A 16,349-nucleotide genomic window follows, 5' to 3' on the forward strand; every position below is an offset into this window, starting at 1 on the left:
ACCTTTCCCGATCGACCTGGAGGTTTCCTCGATCGAGTGAGAACCTTTCCCGATCGACCTGGAGGTTTCCTCGATCGAGTTAGCACCTCTCCCGATCGACCTGGGGCCCTCACGCTTTTCAAGTAAAAGAAGAACGGCTGCTGTCCGTTATAAAACCCGCAATTCCCTAGGAAACGACGTTAATACCTCAACCTCACCTTTTTCGTTAATAAAAACCTCATCCTCAATACGCACACCGCCATACCCAGGTATATAAATTCCAGGCTCGATGGTGAAGAACAACCCTTCTACCGCCAATTGTTCATTCTTACCGTGAATTGAGGGTTCTTCATGCACGTCAATCCCCAGTCCATGACCGACACGGTTATTAAAATATTCACCATATCCGCTTTTGTCGATGACATTCCTCGCAGCCAGATCAAACGATTTCAGGGGCTTGCCGGCTTGGACTGCATTAATTCCTGCTTGATTGGATTCCAGCACAGTATTGTAAATTTCTTTTTGTTTTTCAGTTGCCTCACCTATCACAAAAGTTCTTGTTGTATCTGAGCAGTAACCATTTTTGGTTTTCACACCAAAATCAATTAGAAGAAAGTCACCATTCCGAAACTCACGATCCCCTGGAACTCCATGCGGCAATGCTGCTTTCTCACCGGAAAGCACAATCGTCGAAAATGAAGGACCCTCCGCTCCAAACTTTTTCATCAGGTATTCCAGTTCAGCGGCCAATTCCACCTCCGTCATGCCGGGCTTTACCTTTTTAATTCCTTCGCCCAACACCTTTTCAATAATATCCACTGCCTCTTGCAAATATGTAACTTCCGGTCTGGATTTTTTTAATCGCAGTTTATTAATGAAAGGTTGAATATCGTCATAGCTTGCCTCCGGAAAAGCGCTGCTCAAATTTCGGTGTTTAAACATACTTGTCTCTTTCATTTCGAGGCCAATCTTTTTTATATCTGCACCGACATTGTTTTTTAATATGGAATAAGGATCCTCCTCATCAGCTATCGAAACAATCCGTTCAACAAATGAGTCATTTTTAGCGATTTCCTTATCCAGTGCTGGTACAAACAATGTGAATCCCTCTGTTTGTCCATCCCATACTAATGCCATAAACCGTTCATGCGGATCCGAATTAAACCCGGTGAAATAAAAGACATTGGCCGGCGCCGCAATCATAGCAATGGAGAAATTTTGCTCCTTAAAATATTGCTCTAATTGTTCTAATCTATTTTGATAATCTAATACCATATAAATTCCTCCTTTGCCTATAGTATAACATGAAGCAATTCAGTCTGAACCTTACAAAATGCCAACCAGACAGTATATGGAATCGCACAATGAAAAGAGCCTGATTACGAACCAGACCCTTTTATGTTGCCTCTCTACAGCCCGCTAAAAAATTCATCCAACTCTCGATTAAACTTCTCCGTCTCTTCCAAAAACAAAAGATGACTGCTGTTCTCAAAAGCTACCAGTTTTGACCCGGGAATCCGCTTCTGAATATACTCCCCTGCTTCGATCGGAAAGAACCCAACCGTACCAAAGCAAATCAACGTCGGCACATCAACATTGGACAATGTCTCCCGATAATCAACCGCCGTCTGGTTAAATACAATCGCACTTTCAATCGATGCCGGAAGCTTATTCATTTCTTCCAAAATCCATTCATGGTCTTTCGGATCAGGCTTTTCTTTAAACATGCCATGGATGAAATCACTGTTAAAGCCATTTTGATCCTCCTGAATCGCCTGCATCACACCTTTAATCGCCTCAAAATCAAAGGCTCCGAATTCCCATTCCGGCCAAACATAGTCAGATGGGGATTGATCAACAATCGTCAATGCCTTAATATTTTCCGTTCCAAACTGGTTCACATAGTCCCACAACACAAAAGCCCCCATTGACCAGCCGACTAAAATAACATCCTCCAAATCCAGGAGTTCGATAAATTTTTTCACGTCCCGGGCGTACTGGGCTACCGTATGCCCATGCTCTACTTTTGACGACTGCCCATGTCCCCGCAGATCGAGCGTTATCGTGCGGTACTTTCCACTAAAATATGGTACCTGTTTATGAAAAAACTTGCTGCTCATCATCACACCGTGTATGAAAATGACCGGCCGCCCTTTTCCACTTTCCTGATAGTGAAGTTTTGTTTGTGAATCAAGGTCAATGTATGGCATTGGATCGCTTCCTTTCTAAAATGAATTTACTTTCTATATATATTTATTTGTAGCGACCGGAATTCACTTTGATTATACCTTTTTGAAACTCCTATTCTTTCTAAAAATTTTAGCAAATGAGCCCCTTTCTTAAAAGTATAATGAAATAAAACGTACCTTTGCATAAAAAGAAGGAAATCCCAATTGAAAGGATTTCCCTCTTTTTATCACTCCTTATATCTCACACCCAACGCGTTGTAATAACCTTCTTCCTCGTATAAAATTCAACGCCATCCTTGCCGTTCGTATGGAGATCCCCATAGAAAGAATCCTTCCAGCCGGAGAATGGGAAAAATGCCATTGGCGCCGGCACTCCAATGTTCACACCCAGCATACCTGCATCTATCGTTTCTCTGAATTGTCGGACAGCGCCGCCGCTATTGGTGAATAAGCATGAACCGTTTGCGAAGCGCGACTTATTTGTCACGTCAATTGCTTCATCCAGATCATGAACACGCACAATGGATAAAACCGGTGCAAATATTTCATCCTGCCAAATTTTCATTTCCGTTGTTACATGGTCAAAAATAGTTGGGCCGACGAAATAGCCTTCCCGTTGAATATCCTTGTCATTCCGGCCATCGCGAATTAAGCTGGCTCCTTCTTTTTCACCCGTTTCAATATATTGATAAGTTCTGTCTTTATGATTATCCCGGATTACCGGACCGAGGAAAACACCTTCATCCAACCCGTTACCAATTTTAACTTCATTAGCTTTTTGTACCAGTTGCTCAATGAATTCGTCTGCAACGGAATTTTCAACCGCAACCACAGACGCTGCCATACAACGTTCTCCTGCCGAACCAAATGCCGCATTGAGTATTTGAGTTGATGCATTATCCAAATCCGCATCTTGTAAAACGATTGTGTGGTTTTTAGCGCCGGACAAAGCTTGAACACGTTTAAGATTGTCTGTTCCACGTTTATATACGTATTCCGCTACCGGTTGTGACCCGACAAACGAAATAGCACTCACATCTTCATGATCAAGCAACCCATTAACAACATCATGTGCGCCGTGTACGATGTTAAATACACCTTCAGGCAAGCCCGCTTCCTCCAGTAATTCTGCGATACGATTTGCCAGCAGCGGTGTCCGTTCGGAAGGTTTTAAAACAAATGTATTGCCGGTTACAATCGCCATCGGAAACATCCAGGCGGGCACCATCATCGGAAAATTAAACGGGGTTATCCCTCCGACAACGCCTATCGGATAACGGTAAACACCTGACTCAAGTCCGGCGGCAATTGAGGGGAGTTGTTCACCCATCATGAGAGAAGGTGCACCCGCTGCAAACTCAACATTCTCGATACCGCGTTGTACTTCACCAAATGCTTCTTTGAAACTTTTACCATTTTCAATCGTTATTAATTCAGCAAGTTCATCATGTTTATCCGCAAGCAGTTGCTGAAATTTAAATAGAATACGCGCGCGCTTCGGAACCGGGACTTCCTTCCAGGATTTAAAAGATTCCTTAGCCACTTGCACAGCGTCATCCAGGTCTTCCTTGTTCGATAAGGGAACTTGAGCTATAACCTCACCTGTAGCCGGATTATATACGTCTTCCGTTTTTTCCGAATTTGCTTCAATCCATTTTCCATTTACATAGTTTTTAAGATTCTTCGTTTTAGTCTGTGCCATAAAAGTTACCTCCCATTAAAATTCTATATAACCTATTATATCTCAATTAACCGTTTTAAAGGCTTTCTTCACAACAGAAATAATGAAATCAATATCCTCATCCGTGCTTGCAAGCGGTGGGCAAAGTGTCAGGATATTATCAAAGCCGGCAACTGTATCGCCATTCTTGGCAATGATTAATCCGTTTGCTTTACATTCTCCGATAACTTTACTTAATAACGCAGACGAAGCAGGCTCTTTCGTTTTTTTGTCGTTCACTATCTCGATGGCAAATAGAAGACCCTGGCTCCGTACGTCTCCCACATTTTTGTGTTCCATTAATTCTTGTAACCCATTGTACAAACGTTCACCAAGCACCGAAGATCGGCTGACCAGATTTTCATTTTCCATTATTTCAATATTCTTTAGTGCAACAGCACATGCGGCCGGATTCCCGCCAAACGTATTCACATGCCGGAAATGATTAACATCGCCATCTTTTTTAAACGCTTCATAAATATCTTTCCGAACTGCTGTTACAGACAGAGGAAGATAGGCACTCGTAAGTCCTTTAGCCATCGTAATAATGTCCGGATTTATATCGTAGTGCATATGACCGAACAATTTGCCTGTACGTCCAAAGCCGCAAATAACTTCATCGATTATTAACAGAACACCATGGCGCCTGCATATTTCCTGAACCTTTTCCACATACACTCGATGAGGAATTAATACGCCGCCGCCTGTAATGGTCGGTTCCATAATAACTGCAGCAATGGTATCCGGATGCTCCCAAATTATTTTCTTCTCCAATTCCTCAGCGCACTGAAGGTTATGTTGCTCCACGGACTGTCCCGAAGGTCTGCGATAATTATCGGGAGGGGATACATGCAGGAAGCCATCCGACAATGGTTCATACTTAATTTTACGCTGTGCCTGGCCGGTAGCTGAAAGAGCTCCCGCCGAATTACCATGATACGCCCGATAACGTGATATAATTTTGCGTTTTGATGGATTGTCGTTTTGTTGGTGATATTGCCGCACCATTTTAAAAGCGACTTCATTTGCGTCCGATCCACTATTGGAATAAAAAATCATATAATCATCTTGCAGCATATCATTCAGTTTTTCAGCAAGTTCGATTGCCGGTACATGACTTTGTGATAATGGCATGTATGCAAGCTGTTTCAGCTGATCATACGCGGCCTGTGCCAGCTCCTCCCGCCCATACCCGACATTTACACACCAAAGACCAGACATACCATCTAAATATCTGTTCCCATTATGGTCTGTTATCCAGGAACCCTTACCGTCCGTTCCAATTATCGGAGACTTGTTTTTTTCATGCCGGGACATGTGATGCCAAACATTTTGTTGATCTTTTTCGACCAGTGACTGTTTTTTTTCGTCCTTTAAAATATCCATCTTCACTTCCCCTTTCTAAAAGTTAGTTCACATAGATAACACTATTTTTATGAAGGCGCTTACCAAATTACACCTCCCTGTAGAAAATTCCCCAGGTTGACGATTACGCATCACTAATTCATAATTTATTTTACAAATAATTATAAAAATTAGCATTTTACATCGTGTCAAATTATTTTGTTCTTACTTTTACATTTTGGAGGGAATGTTATTGGATAATAACTTTGAAATAACTGTTAAAGACGTACTGGAAAGAGAGACATTCCAACGAGCCAAAATATTAGCTGGTGCCGGCGGTATAGATAGAAGAATCAAATGGACACATATTTTAGAAACAAAGGAATTTGAATCGTTGATTAATGGCGGCGAGTTAATTCTTACTACCGGTATTGGCTTTAACAAAGAAAAGCCTGTTAATTTTTACGAAAGGTTAATTCATAAAAATGTTGCCGGCATTTGCATCGAGAAAGGCGAACATTTTAAGGACATATCATCCGAGGTAAAACAACTCGCTGACAAACACCATTTTCCTATTATTGTTTTTGAATCAATTGTAAAATTTGTAGACATCACACATGATTTGCATACATTAATCATCAACCAGCACCACCACAAGATCACCAAATTAAATGAACTGACCAAAACTTTCACGGAGCTGTCACTTTCCCCAAATGGAGCCCTGAAAATATTAAAAGAAATGTATTTTTATTTTGATCAGGACGTTATGTTCATCAGTGAGGAGAAAAAATCATATTACTATCCACCTGAAACAAAACAATTAGCTGACTCCATACAGAGAAATTTAAAGAGTATGAACCTGAATAAAAAGAAGTACACCCATATTAATATGTGGAATACCAATTTTACTTTTTATCCGGTCAGAGGTCTTGGACAGGTATGGGGCTACTTATGTTTAGAAACCAGTGAACGTTTGAAAGATGAGTTCACCTACTCCGTCCTTGATACTGCAGCATTAGCCATTGCTCAAATTACGCTGCGCAACCGGACCCTTGAAGAAAGAAGACTTAATCAGGAGGACAAAAACGTTCGAAGTCTGTTACAGGGTGAAAACATCGACACAGATAGCTTTCAGCTGTTCTTCCCCGATACCAAAGAAAGTACAAGTTACCGTGTTATTTTAATACAGGAAATAAAACCAGAATCCCAAAACGATGATGATTGGAGTGAGATAAAGATACAGCAATCCCTAATCATCAAACGTGAGTTCAAAAAAGCCGGCTTTTTCCCAGTTGTTTCAATCAAAAAAAATGAAATTGCGATTATCTGTTCCTGCACTGCCTCATCCCAACAAATTAAAGATACAGAAGCATACTCAAAAGTAATCCACAACATTCTCGATATAAATGAGAAAGATATTTGGGATGGAGCGAAATATACAATTGGCGTCAGCAGAAAACTGGAAGACATATCCCGGGTACCTCAGGGATATAAGCAAGCCATGGAAGTACTTCGCTTACATAAATCAGGTATATTGCAAACATACTTCTATGAAAAAATCGGGATTTACCGGATTCTTCTTTGGCAGGATAAGGAAGAAAAACTGGATGCCTACATTAATGACTATCTGGGACCCATAATAGCGTATGACCAAAAAAACAACAGCAGCCTTCTTGAAACACTTGCTGTTTTCCTGGAGTGTGGTTTTTCCAAAAAGAAAGCCTCTGAAAAACTCTTTATTGTCAGGCAAACATTGTATTACCGGCTTGCAAAAATTGACGAGCTGCTCGGGTATAATCTGCTGGAATCGTCTGACCGCCTGGCTGTTGAAACAGCTATTAAGGCGTATTACTTGAACAAAGTAAAGGCATAATTCCTTAAAAAGTTCCCAAACAATTTTATAACCGTTTGGGAACTTTTATTTTTGAGTGATCAATAGTTTCTCATTTCACGGTTAATTCCAAAACTGTCTGCAGAATGACATTAACTCCATTCTCACAGTCTTCCCAATATGTCAGTTCGTCCTCAGCATGACTCTTGCCATTAACACTTGGTACAAAAATCATGGCAGAAGGAATATAGGTTGCAATGAACTGCGCATCATGTCCGGCCCCACTCACCATACGCTTGTAGGAATATCCAATATTTTTCGTTGAACGCTCCACTGCATTTACGATCCCCTCATCAAACCATACTGTATTCCGATCCCATTGTTTAGTTGTTTTTACATCACATTTTTCCTTGCCTGAAGAATCATGCAGCCCTTCAACAATTTCCTCTACTTGTCTGATCGTGTTGGGGTCCTGGTGTCTTGCCTCAAGAGTAAACACAACCTTATTGGGAATGATGGTATGAATGTTTGGGCTGACATCCATTCTGCCAATCGTGTAAACTAGTTCATCATCCAGTTTATTCATTTTCTCACGGATTTCTGTAATTAAATTATTGGTGGCAAACAGAGCATCTTTGCGCATCGGCATTGGTGTTGTACCAGCATGATCAGAGTCGCCGCTAACCTCGATTTCATAATTGACCATACCTACCACACCTTCAACTATACCAATCTGCAATGACTCACTTTCCAAAACAGGCCCTTGTTCAATGTGCAGCTCCAAAAATGCTGCGGCATCTGTTAACCGATTTTCTTCTTTTCCTTTAAAACCACTGTTATCAAGAGCCTCACCGAATGTAACTCCTTCCGTATCCGTTGACTGAAGCATGGTAGCTTTATCAAACCGGCCGGAAAGCACTCCTGAAGACATCATGGCAGGTTCAAATCGCGCACCCTCTTCATTGGTAATATTAGCCACTACAAGAGGAACTTGGGGTTTAATGTCATTTTCAACAATTGTTCGAACAACTTCGAACCCTGTTAATACCCCAAGTACTCCATCAAATCTGCCGCCTTTATAAACAGAATCCAGATGGGACCCGACAACCACCGGGGACTGATCATTATTTACTCCCGGTAAAGTTGCGTACATATTGGCCATATCATCGTAAACAACGGTCATCCCGAGCTTTTCACATTCAGATTGGAAATGCTTTCTGACTTTCAGATCCATATCGGATAATGCTAGTCGTGTAACACCATTGTTTTCAGTTCTGCCAAAATCGGCAAACTCCTCTATGGTGTTTTTAAGCCTTTCCCCATTGATCAGTACTTTTTGTTTTTCCAAGATTCTTCCCCTCCCATTCCATCTCTCTGTATTTACTTCGTTATTTTCTCTTGTTGTTTAATGAATAATGTGGCAAAATACTTTCGGCTATCCGGGCTGGTTAAACGCACTTTTTTCTTATCAGCCGTCGTTTTATGCTGAAATTCAACCACATCTCCATCAAGTGTGCCTGTTGAACTTGTCATGATGTATCCTTTTTCCATGAAATCATCTATTTGATTTTTTTCTGATAGATACGCATCATAGCTTGCCAATGAACTATCCCTCCTTTTAGACTAACCTGTCACTTCTTCCGTACCCTCTTCATCTTCATCAATCACCCAATCACGTCCAACCGTAATCCCGAGGTATTTATCGTCATCCGGATCTTCAATTTCTGCCTGTGGAAATCGTTTGAAGTACCAATATTTAGCCAGCACATAGTAAATGGCTCCTGCTAAAACAAATCCTACGATAAACGAATACGTCATCAGAAGAATGGCCACAGAACCGCCAATAACCCAGGCTATGAAACCAGCAATGTTTACACCACCGTGAAACCTGAACTGCCCCCGATGCTGATAGAGTTCCTGTACATTTACCCTTCGCTTTCGTAATACATAATAATCAACAACAAGAATCCCGCTTATCGCCGACAAAACTGCTCCAAAGAATAACAGTGCTTGTGTCAATATTTCGTATACACTCCAAGGCTGAATAACTGTCCCCACGATTCCGACCACAAACACCGCAATCGCGTTTGACACCTTTGGTCCCAGTGCATTTGAAAAAATCGCAGCAGCAGGCACAATATTTGCGGCCGTATTTGTGGACCACTGTGTAAGTACAATCATCAAAAGCAGCATCGCGAGCATCCAGCCAGAAGCAGTTTCCTGCAGGGCGATAACCGGGTTGGAACTGCCTGCAACCATAAAGGCCGCCGCACCGATCATGATCATAAATGCTTCTGTCAATGGCATGGCAATCAGGCTGCCGATCAAATTCGTCCTGTTTCGTTTAAACCAGTTTCGTTCAAATCTCGGCGCTTTAAAAAACCGTGATATGGTTGGTATATCACACCCTAATGTTGCCCAGAAACCCATATTGGCAAAAATGACGATAAGAAACGCTGTAACCGCAGCACCGCCAGTAACTGGACTTTGTGCCCAGGCCCAAACATTTCCTCCCTGCTCGATAATATCCGCTGTCAGAGTTTGATAGATGATTAAAGATAGTATAACAATAACCGGCGCAGCAAAATCAGCAAACCGCTCCACCCATTTAATACCTGAAGCAGTATTGATCAACTGTACAAGCGAAAAGATAACAAAACATAGCAGCCAATTATCGAATGCCGGGTTGATAACATGGATGATCGAGTTTATTGCAGTTGAACCAAAATAGGTATTTAACCCAAACCAAAACGATGCCGTAACTGCCCGTGCTATCGAGGGTATATGAGTTCCGACGATACCAAATGGTGCCCGCATATAAACCGGAAAAGATAAGCCATGTTCCACCCCAATGTCGCCTACTATTGAAATTAATGTTCCAACCGCAACACATCCTATTAATGTTGCCAGGACTACCCAGGGCAAGGAAATACTTTCAACTCCGGAGGCGCCGATATCAAAGGTTGCTAACAGTATGGCCATCCCAATCCACATCGCAAAAAACCCCATGATTCCAATCTTCCGCTGATGATGATTGATTGGAAGTAAATCCGGTGACTTAAGGTACGAGTTGTCCTTATTTGTCTTTCCCATTGTCCATCCCCTTTTGGTTTTAGGGCACGTTATGGTGCCCTATTTTTACATGCAGCAGCAACTTTGATCCCCTTTTTAACCAAATTACTGATAGCCAAATCCCCCAGACTTCTCACTTCATCAGCGTTTTATTTACTGTTTAGCATTTGCAAAGCACTCTGCCGGTCATTCCAGGACATCGGCGGTTCAGTTGGCTCTAGGTCTACCATGTCAATTGCTCCATCGACCGGACATACGATGGAACAAAGGTTACAGCCAACACAATCGTCCTCCCTTACTTTCAAATAATCATTTCCATTTTCATCTACGAGCATATCGATACACTGATGGGAGGTATCTTCACAGGCGATATGACATTTGTTGCAATTAATGCAAACATCATTATTAATACGGGCAACCATACGATGATTTAAATCAAGATTACTCCAGTCAGTATATTTTTCAACTGATTTACCAACAAGTTCATTTACAGAAGCAATCCCTTTGTCATCCAAATAATTGCTCAATCCCTCAGTCAAATCATCAATAATACTGAAACCATGATGCATGGCAGCTGTACATATCTGTACTCCACCAGCACCCATCAGCATAAATTCAATCGTATCCTGCCAGGTGGAAACACCACCGATACCTGAAATGGGAATATTAATATCGGGCTGTCGCGCACATTCCCCTATCATATTTAGAGCAATTGGTTTAACTGCTGGTCCGCAATACCCTCCGTGCGCCGCCTTTCCATTAACATTAGGCATTGGATTCCATGTATCAATGTCCACCCCTATTAAACTATTGATTGTATTAATCATACTTACCGCATCAGCTCCCCCCCGCTCTGCAGCTTTTGCTGTTGCGGTTATGTCCGTAATATTTGGTGTTAATTTCGTTATTACCGGCACTTCGGAAACTTCTTTTGCATACATTGTGGATTTTTCCACTAAGTCAGGATGCTGGCCAACTGCCGCCCCCATTCCTCGTTCAGACATTCCATGGGGACATCCGAGATTTAACTCAATTCCATCTACCCCTACAGCTTGAACCCGCTTGACAATTTCATGCCACTTTTCTCGTTCTGGTTCCACCATTAAAGAGGCTATAATGGCCCGGTCCGGAAAACGTTTCTTTGTTTCATAGATTTCCTTTAAGTTTTCCTCAATCGGCCGGTCAGAGACTAATTCAATATTGTTAAAACCCGCAACCCGTTGCCCATTAAAGTGGTGTGCACCAAAACGGGAAGTCACATTCAACACCGGCTCACAGAGTGTTTTCCATACAGCACCGCCCCATCCAGCTTCAAACGCGCGTTGCACCTGATAACCCGTATTCGTTGGCGGTGCAGAAGCAAGCCAATAAGGGTTAGGTGACTTAATTCCTGCAAAATTGATACTGATATCAGCCATTTTTATCCTCCCATCTTTTCATTTCAAACCTGTTGTTTAGCGCCTTCTAATTGCTGGTGTATCGCATATGCTGTCTCTTTTCCCTGCTGTGCGGCGGATACCGCCATTGCTTCACCAACACCTTTTGCAAAGACGACATCACCTGCCGCATAGATTTTTGGGTTGGAAGTTTTGAAGGTTCCGGGATCCACCTCGACAACACCACCCCTATGTTCCAATCCCAACCTTTCGATTAATTGATGATGCCGTGTTTGACCAATTGCCTTGATGACAATATCAACGTCTATTAAAAACTCGGACCCTTCCATTTCCACTGGTCGTTTGCGCCCATCTGATTCCGCTTCTTTTAACTCCATCCGAACGCATTCCATCTGCTTAACATGGCCATTTTCATCACCAATCAGACGCTTCGGTGTAACCAGCCATCTGAATTCGACCCCATCCTGCTTGGCAAAGTCATATTCAAATTCATATGCCGACATTTCCGCTTCGGTCCGGCGGTAGAGAATTTTAACATTATCCGCTCCAAGTCTTACTGATGTTGTCGCACCATCAACCGCTGTATTTCCTGCACCTATAACAGCTACACGCTTTCCGGCAAATTCAGTTGGGTAATCTTTATTCTTTGTTTGCTCAACTAAATCAATGGCATCATAAATACCTGTTAATTCCTCTCCTTCGACTCCCAGCATCGGTACCTCCGCCATTCCTGAAGCAAGGATTACCGCATCAAAATCATGTGCAAGATCCTCCTCAGTAATGTCCTTGCCAACTTCGATATTTGTACGTATGTCAACACCCAGGTTCTCCACCTGTTCCACTTCCCATAAGGAAATATCCTTTGGAAGCCGGAATGGAACAATTCCATGCGTGTCCAGACCACCAGCCTCACCTTTAGCTTCAAAAATCGTTACCTCATAGCCCATCCTTCCAAGTTCACGGGCTGCTGATAATCCGGCCGGACCACTTCCAATTATCGCTATTTTCCTGCCGTTTTTCTCACCTGCTTTAAACAAAACTTGTTCATTTTTTATCGACCAGTCTGTTGCAAACCGCTGCAAGTCACCAATCATTATTGGTTTCGTGGAATCATTAAGTACACAAGCACCCTCACACAACTCCTCTGTCGGACAAACACGTGCGCAGCTAGCTCCGATTGGGTTTGCTTCCATGATCGTTTTTGCTGAACCTTTTAAATTTCCGGATGCAATCTTTTTAATAAAGCCCGGAATATCGATTCCAGTCGGACAGGCTTTAATGCAAGGCGCATCATAACAATACAAGCATCGGTTAGCCTCATCTAATGCCTCCTGCGCATTATAACTAGGCTTTGATTCGTCAAAATTCTTTGCCAGATCTGCTTCCGAAAGCATACTTTGCAGTAAATGATCCAATGAAAAGCCTCCTTTTTCAGAAGTTTATCTCCTGAAAATAATCAGTTCTTAAAAGGACAAGTGAATTCAACATCACCCCCTGTATAAAACCCACATGATTATAAACGCTCACAAATTATTGTGAGGCACTTTGTTTTGATACCCAGCCACAATCAGCAGGGTGTAAGAAAACAACAGGTTAATTTTGGTAGAGATTAAATTTAATGATTTAAGTGCGTGAGATCTTGGTGAGGTATGTCATTGCATATACTGAGGTGCACCGGATAACCCCGAAATTCATTCAGGATTACCCGGAGTTTTTTAAAATCGGGCAAAATAAAGCTCGATTTCATATGTGTTTTATTTCTTCGTCTTTGATTGTTTTTACATCATCAAAACCAAGCGCAAATGGTTTTCCGGGGATAAACTTTCCATCACCCTTCTTACCGGTGTATTCGCCTTCATCAACCACCAGTTTTCCGCGAAGGAACACTTTATCGACTTTTCCTTCCTGTTTGTATCCCTCAAATGTGCTATAGTCCACACCATGTAAACTAGTTTCATTTGAAATAACAGACGAGCCATTAGGATCGTATAAGACAATATCCGCATCCATACCGACCCCAATATGACCCTTTTGATGGTGCAGCCCCATATTTTTAGCCGGTGTTGTTGCAAATAAGTCAACAAATCGTTGTCTGGATATCTTTCCAGTGTTCACACCATAGGTCCAGAGCACACCTAAACGATTTTCTACACCTGGTGCGCCATTAGGAATATCGGTAAAATCCTCAATTCCCATATGTTTTTGTGATTCCCAGTCAAATCCGCAATGGTCAGTACTGACAGCATTTAACCAGCCATTATTAACGGCTTCCCATAAAGCCTCCTGATCCGCATTGGTCCGTAATGCCGGTGACATTACATATTTAGCTCCTTCGAAATTTGGTTTAGCCAAATCATCTTTATCAAGCATCAAATACTGGACACACGTTTCACCATAAACCGGCAGTCCTTCATTTTTAGCAGATCGTATGGCTTCCATAACACTTTTAGCGGTGACATGAACAATATAGACAGGGGCTCCCACCATAGCAGCCAGATTGATCACACGTTGAGTCGCTTCCAGTTCCACCCTGGCAGGTCTTGATACGGCATGATAATATGGATCCGTCTTACCTTCAGAAACCAGTTTCTTTTGGAGATAATCAATCACATCCGCATTTTCACAATGAACCATAACTGTAACTCCGGCTTCTTTCGCCGCTATTAACGCTTTATACAGAGCCTCATCATCACTGTGAAATGGCATCCCTTTATATGCCATAAACAATTTAACGGTGGAAATACCCCTGTTTGGCAAATCAGCGATCTCTTCAAATGTCGAATCCACCGGGTCACATACGACCGCATGGTATGAATAATCCGCCATGGCTTGATGGGCAACTTCCTTTTTATCCACATCAAAAACGGTGTCGGCCATACCCTTTCCCTGTTCCTGATTAACAAATTCGACAACCGTAGTCGTTCCGCCGGCAACAGCAGCATTTGAAGTTTCAAACCCCCGTACCCGCTCCCCCTTAAACTCGAACGAGTAATGTACGTGTTGATCCACTCCACCCGGGAGGACATATTTCCCTTTGGCATCAACTTCCTTATCAGCCGATTCATTTAATTGTTCTCCAACCGCAACGATTTTTTCACCCTCAACCAATACATCTCCAATAAATTCATCGATAGCGGTTACAATTGTTCCGTTTTTAATTAATGTACGCATGTATATCCTCCTTCGAAAATTTGTAAGCATTTAACGTGGTGTCTGGTTTATTTTTTTTGATTTTGAAGTTAACTGTGTGACCACTTGAAGCAGTAAATCACCTCCCGTTTTGATATCTTCCTCCCTTGTATATTCTTCAGGGCAATGACTTTTCCCTCCTACACTTGGAATAAAAATCATCCCCACATCAGTTACATCTGTCATCATCGCAGCATCATGGACGGCACCACTATTCATTTTCATATAGTTATAAGCCTGTTTAACTGCTGCTTCTTCAATCGTATCAACAATTTCGGATGACATTTTCACAGGATCAGACGCCCCGACCAATTCAACCTTGCTTTGAAGATTATTCTCAGATGCTATAGCATTCACTTCATCGGTCAATGCATTAACAATGAAGTCAATTCCCTTTTTCTCAACATCCCTTACATCCACAAAGAATTCGACGCGCTGCGGAATAACGTTCGGCATATTAGGCTGACAGGAAATTTTACCAACAGTGGCAACTGTTGTTTGCGGGGCTTCATTTTTCGCGGTTTGCTGTATATGTGAAATGATGTGTGCAGCTCCAGCCAACGGATCTTGTCTTAGATTCATCGGTGTTGTTCCAGCGTGATTGGAATCTCCCTCTAACGTTACTTTAAGCGTTTTCATTCCTGCAATAGCCTGAACGATGCCAACAGATTTTTGCTGCATCTCCAGTACTGCTCCCTGTTCAATATGTAGTTCAATCATCGCATGAACTTCTTCTTTTCTGAGAACGTCTTTTTCAATTCGGTCTGGATTAAGGCCGAATTTCTTTGCAACATCATAAACAGAATCACCTTCTCCATTTTTAATTGTTTGGAGCTCCTTGATTCCATACTTCCCTGTCAATACCTTGCTCCCCAGCATGGTACTGCCGAAATTAGACCCTTCCTCCTCAGCAAAAATCACCAGTTCAACCGGATGAAGCAAACTTACTTGCTCCTCTTTTAAGACTCTAATAATCTCTAAAGCTGTCAGAACACCTGTCAAACCATCGAACTTGCCCCCATTTTCCACGGTATCGATATGAGAGCCAATCATGATGGGGGGCCTGTCAATTTCTTTTCCGTACGTCGCCCTAATATTTCCAACGCCATCCACTTTTACCGAAAGACCGAGCACCTTCATTTGCGAAAAAAGATATTCTCTTGTCTTTTTGTCCTCTTCACTATATGAAAATCGGGTACAGCCATTACCTGGTGTTTTCGTATAGCCTATAATTGCTTCAAAATCTTTTAACATTCGCTCGAGATTAATCCCCATTTTCGGATCCCCCATTATAATGAAAACGCATATTTCTAATACCATTATTTATTATCGGTTTTATATTTAATAAGGTAGGGTTGATGTTTTGCTGGTGCGGTCGATGTTCCGATCGTACGGTTGATGTTCTGCTCGTGCGGTTGATGTTTTGATCTTACGGTCGATGTTTCGATCGTACGGTTGATGTTTTGCTGGTGCGGTCGATGTTTTACTTGTACGGTCGATGTTCCGATCGTACGGTTGATGTTTTGCTGGTGCGGTTGATGTTTCCCTCGTGCGGTTGATGTTTTATCCAGGAATTCGGCAATCTAAAATGAAATCGCATTCAAAATAAGTTACATCAGACTATTGCC

General features: G+C 42.1%; 12 protein-coding genes. 1 reads left to right on the forward strand and 11 read right to left on the reverse strand.

The genetic code is table 11. The annotated features are described in order from the left end of the window. Positions 1-147 precede the first annotated feature (147 nt). The 4 genes from HUX68_RS09160 to HUX68_RS09175 form a co-directional block, all read right to left on the reverse strand. Positions 148-1,254 (reverse strand): M24 family metallopeptidase, encoded by a 1,107-nt coding sequence (locus HUX68_RS09160; RefSeq protein WP_174614541.1) that lies wholly within the window; start codon positions 1,252-1,254, stop codon positions 148-150. Positions 1,255-1,388: 134 nt separating this feature from the next. Beyond that, complete coding sequence (locus HUX68_RS09165) at positions 1,389-2,189, reverse strand: alpha/beta fold hydrolase (protein ID WP_174614542.1); 801 nt, start codon at positions 2,187-2,189, stop codon at positions 1,389-1,391. 220 nt (positions 2,190-2,409) lie between these two features. Further along, on the reverse strand, positions 2,410-3,870 hold the full coding sequence (locus HUX68_RS09170; protein WP_174614543.1) for a CoA-acylating methylmalonate-semialdehyde dehydrogenase: 1,461 nt from the start codon (positions 3,868-3,870) through the stop codon (positions 2,410-2,412). Positions 3,871-3,912: 42 nt separating this feature from the next. Beyond that, entirely contained in the window at positions 3,913-5,274 is a 1,362-nt protein-coding gene (locus HUX68_RS09175; RefSeq protein WP_174614544.1) for an aspartate aminotransferase family protein, read from the reverse strand. A 211-nt stretch (positions 5,275-5,485) separates the two neighbouring features. Here HUX68_RS09175 and HUX68_RS09180 point away from each other — a divergent pair, with 211 nt between their 5' ends. After that, positions 5,486-7,105 (forward strand): PucR family transcriptional regulator, encoded by a 1,620-nt coding sequence (locus HUX68_RS09180; RefSeq protein WP_246206641.1) that lies wholly within the window; start codon positions 5,486-5,488, stop codon positions 7,103-7,105. Between the two features lie 70 nt (positions 7,106-7,175). Here the strand turns inward: HUX68_RS09180 and HUX68_RS09185 are convergent, their stop codons facing one another. The 7 genes from HUX68_RS09185 to HUX68_RS09215 all read right to left on the reverse strand — a co-directional run bounded on the left by HUX68_RS09185 (position 7,176) and on the right by HUX68_RS09215 (position 15,996). Next, a complete protein-coding gene (locus HUX68_RS09185; RefSeq protein ID WP_174614546.1) occupies positions 7,176-8,411 on the reverse strand; it encodes a Zn-dependent hydrolase in 1,236 nt (411 codons plus the stop codon). Between the two features lie 32 nt (positions 8,412-8,443). After that, positions 8,444-8,665, reverse strand: coding sequence for a hypothetical protein (locus HUX68_RS09190; protein WP_174614547.1), 222 nt, complete (start codon positions 8,663-8,665; stop codon positions 8,444-8,446). 21 nt (positions 8,666-8,686) lie between these two features. After that, on the reverse strand, positions 8,687-10,156 hold the full coding sequence (locus HUX68_RS09195; protein ID WP_174614548.1) for an NCS1 family transporter: 1,470 nt from the start codon (positions 10,154-10,156) through the stop codon (positions 8,687-8,689). A gap of 128 nt (positions 10,157-10,284) precedes the next feature. Then, complete coding sequence (gene preA / locus HUX68_RS09200) at positions 10,285-11,553, reverse strand: NAD-dependent dihydropyrimidine dehydrogenase subunit PreA (RefSeq protein WP_174614549.1); 1,269 nt, start codon at positions 11,551-11,553, stop codon at positions 10,285-10,287. A gap of 23 nt (positions 11,554-11,576) precedes the next feature. Further along, positions 11,577-12,926 carry an NAD(P)-dependent oxidoreductase gene (locus tag HUX68_RS09205; protein WP_174616405.1) on the reverse strand — a complete coding sequence of 450 codons (1,350 nt, stop codon included), beginning with the start codon at positions 12,924-12,926 and terminating at the stop codon, positions 11,577-11,579. Positions 12,927-13,275: 349 nt separating this feature from the next. Continuing rightward, the gene (hydA, locus tag HUX68_RS09210; protein ID WP_174614550.1) at positions 13,276-14,703 is read right to left on the reverse strand and encodes a dihydropyrimidinase; all 1,428 of its coding nucleotides are present in this window, start codon (positions 14,701-14,703) and stop codon (positions 13,276-13,278) included. A gap of 30 nt (positions 14,704-14,733) precedes the next feature. Beyond that, entirely contained in the window at positions 14,734-15,996 is a 1,263-nt protein-coding gene (locus tag HUX68_RS09215; RefSeq protein ID WP_174614551.1) for a Zn-dependent hydrolase, read from the reverse strand. Positions 15,997-16,349 lie beyond the last annotated feature (353 nt).

This window comes from Virgibacillus ihumii, assembly GCF_902726655.1.
Taxonomy (GTDB): domain Bacteria; phylum Bacillota; class Bacilli; order Bacillales; family Amphibacillaceae; genus Lentibacillus; species Lentibacillus ihumii.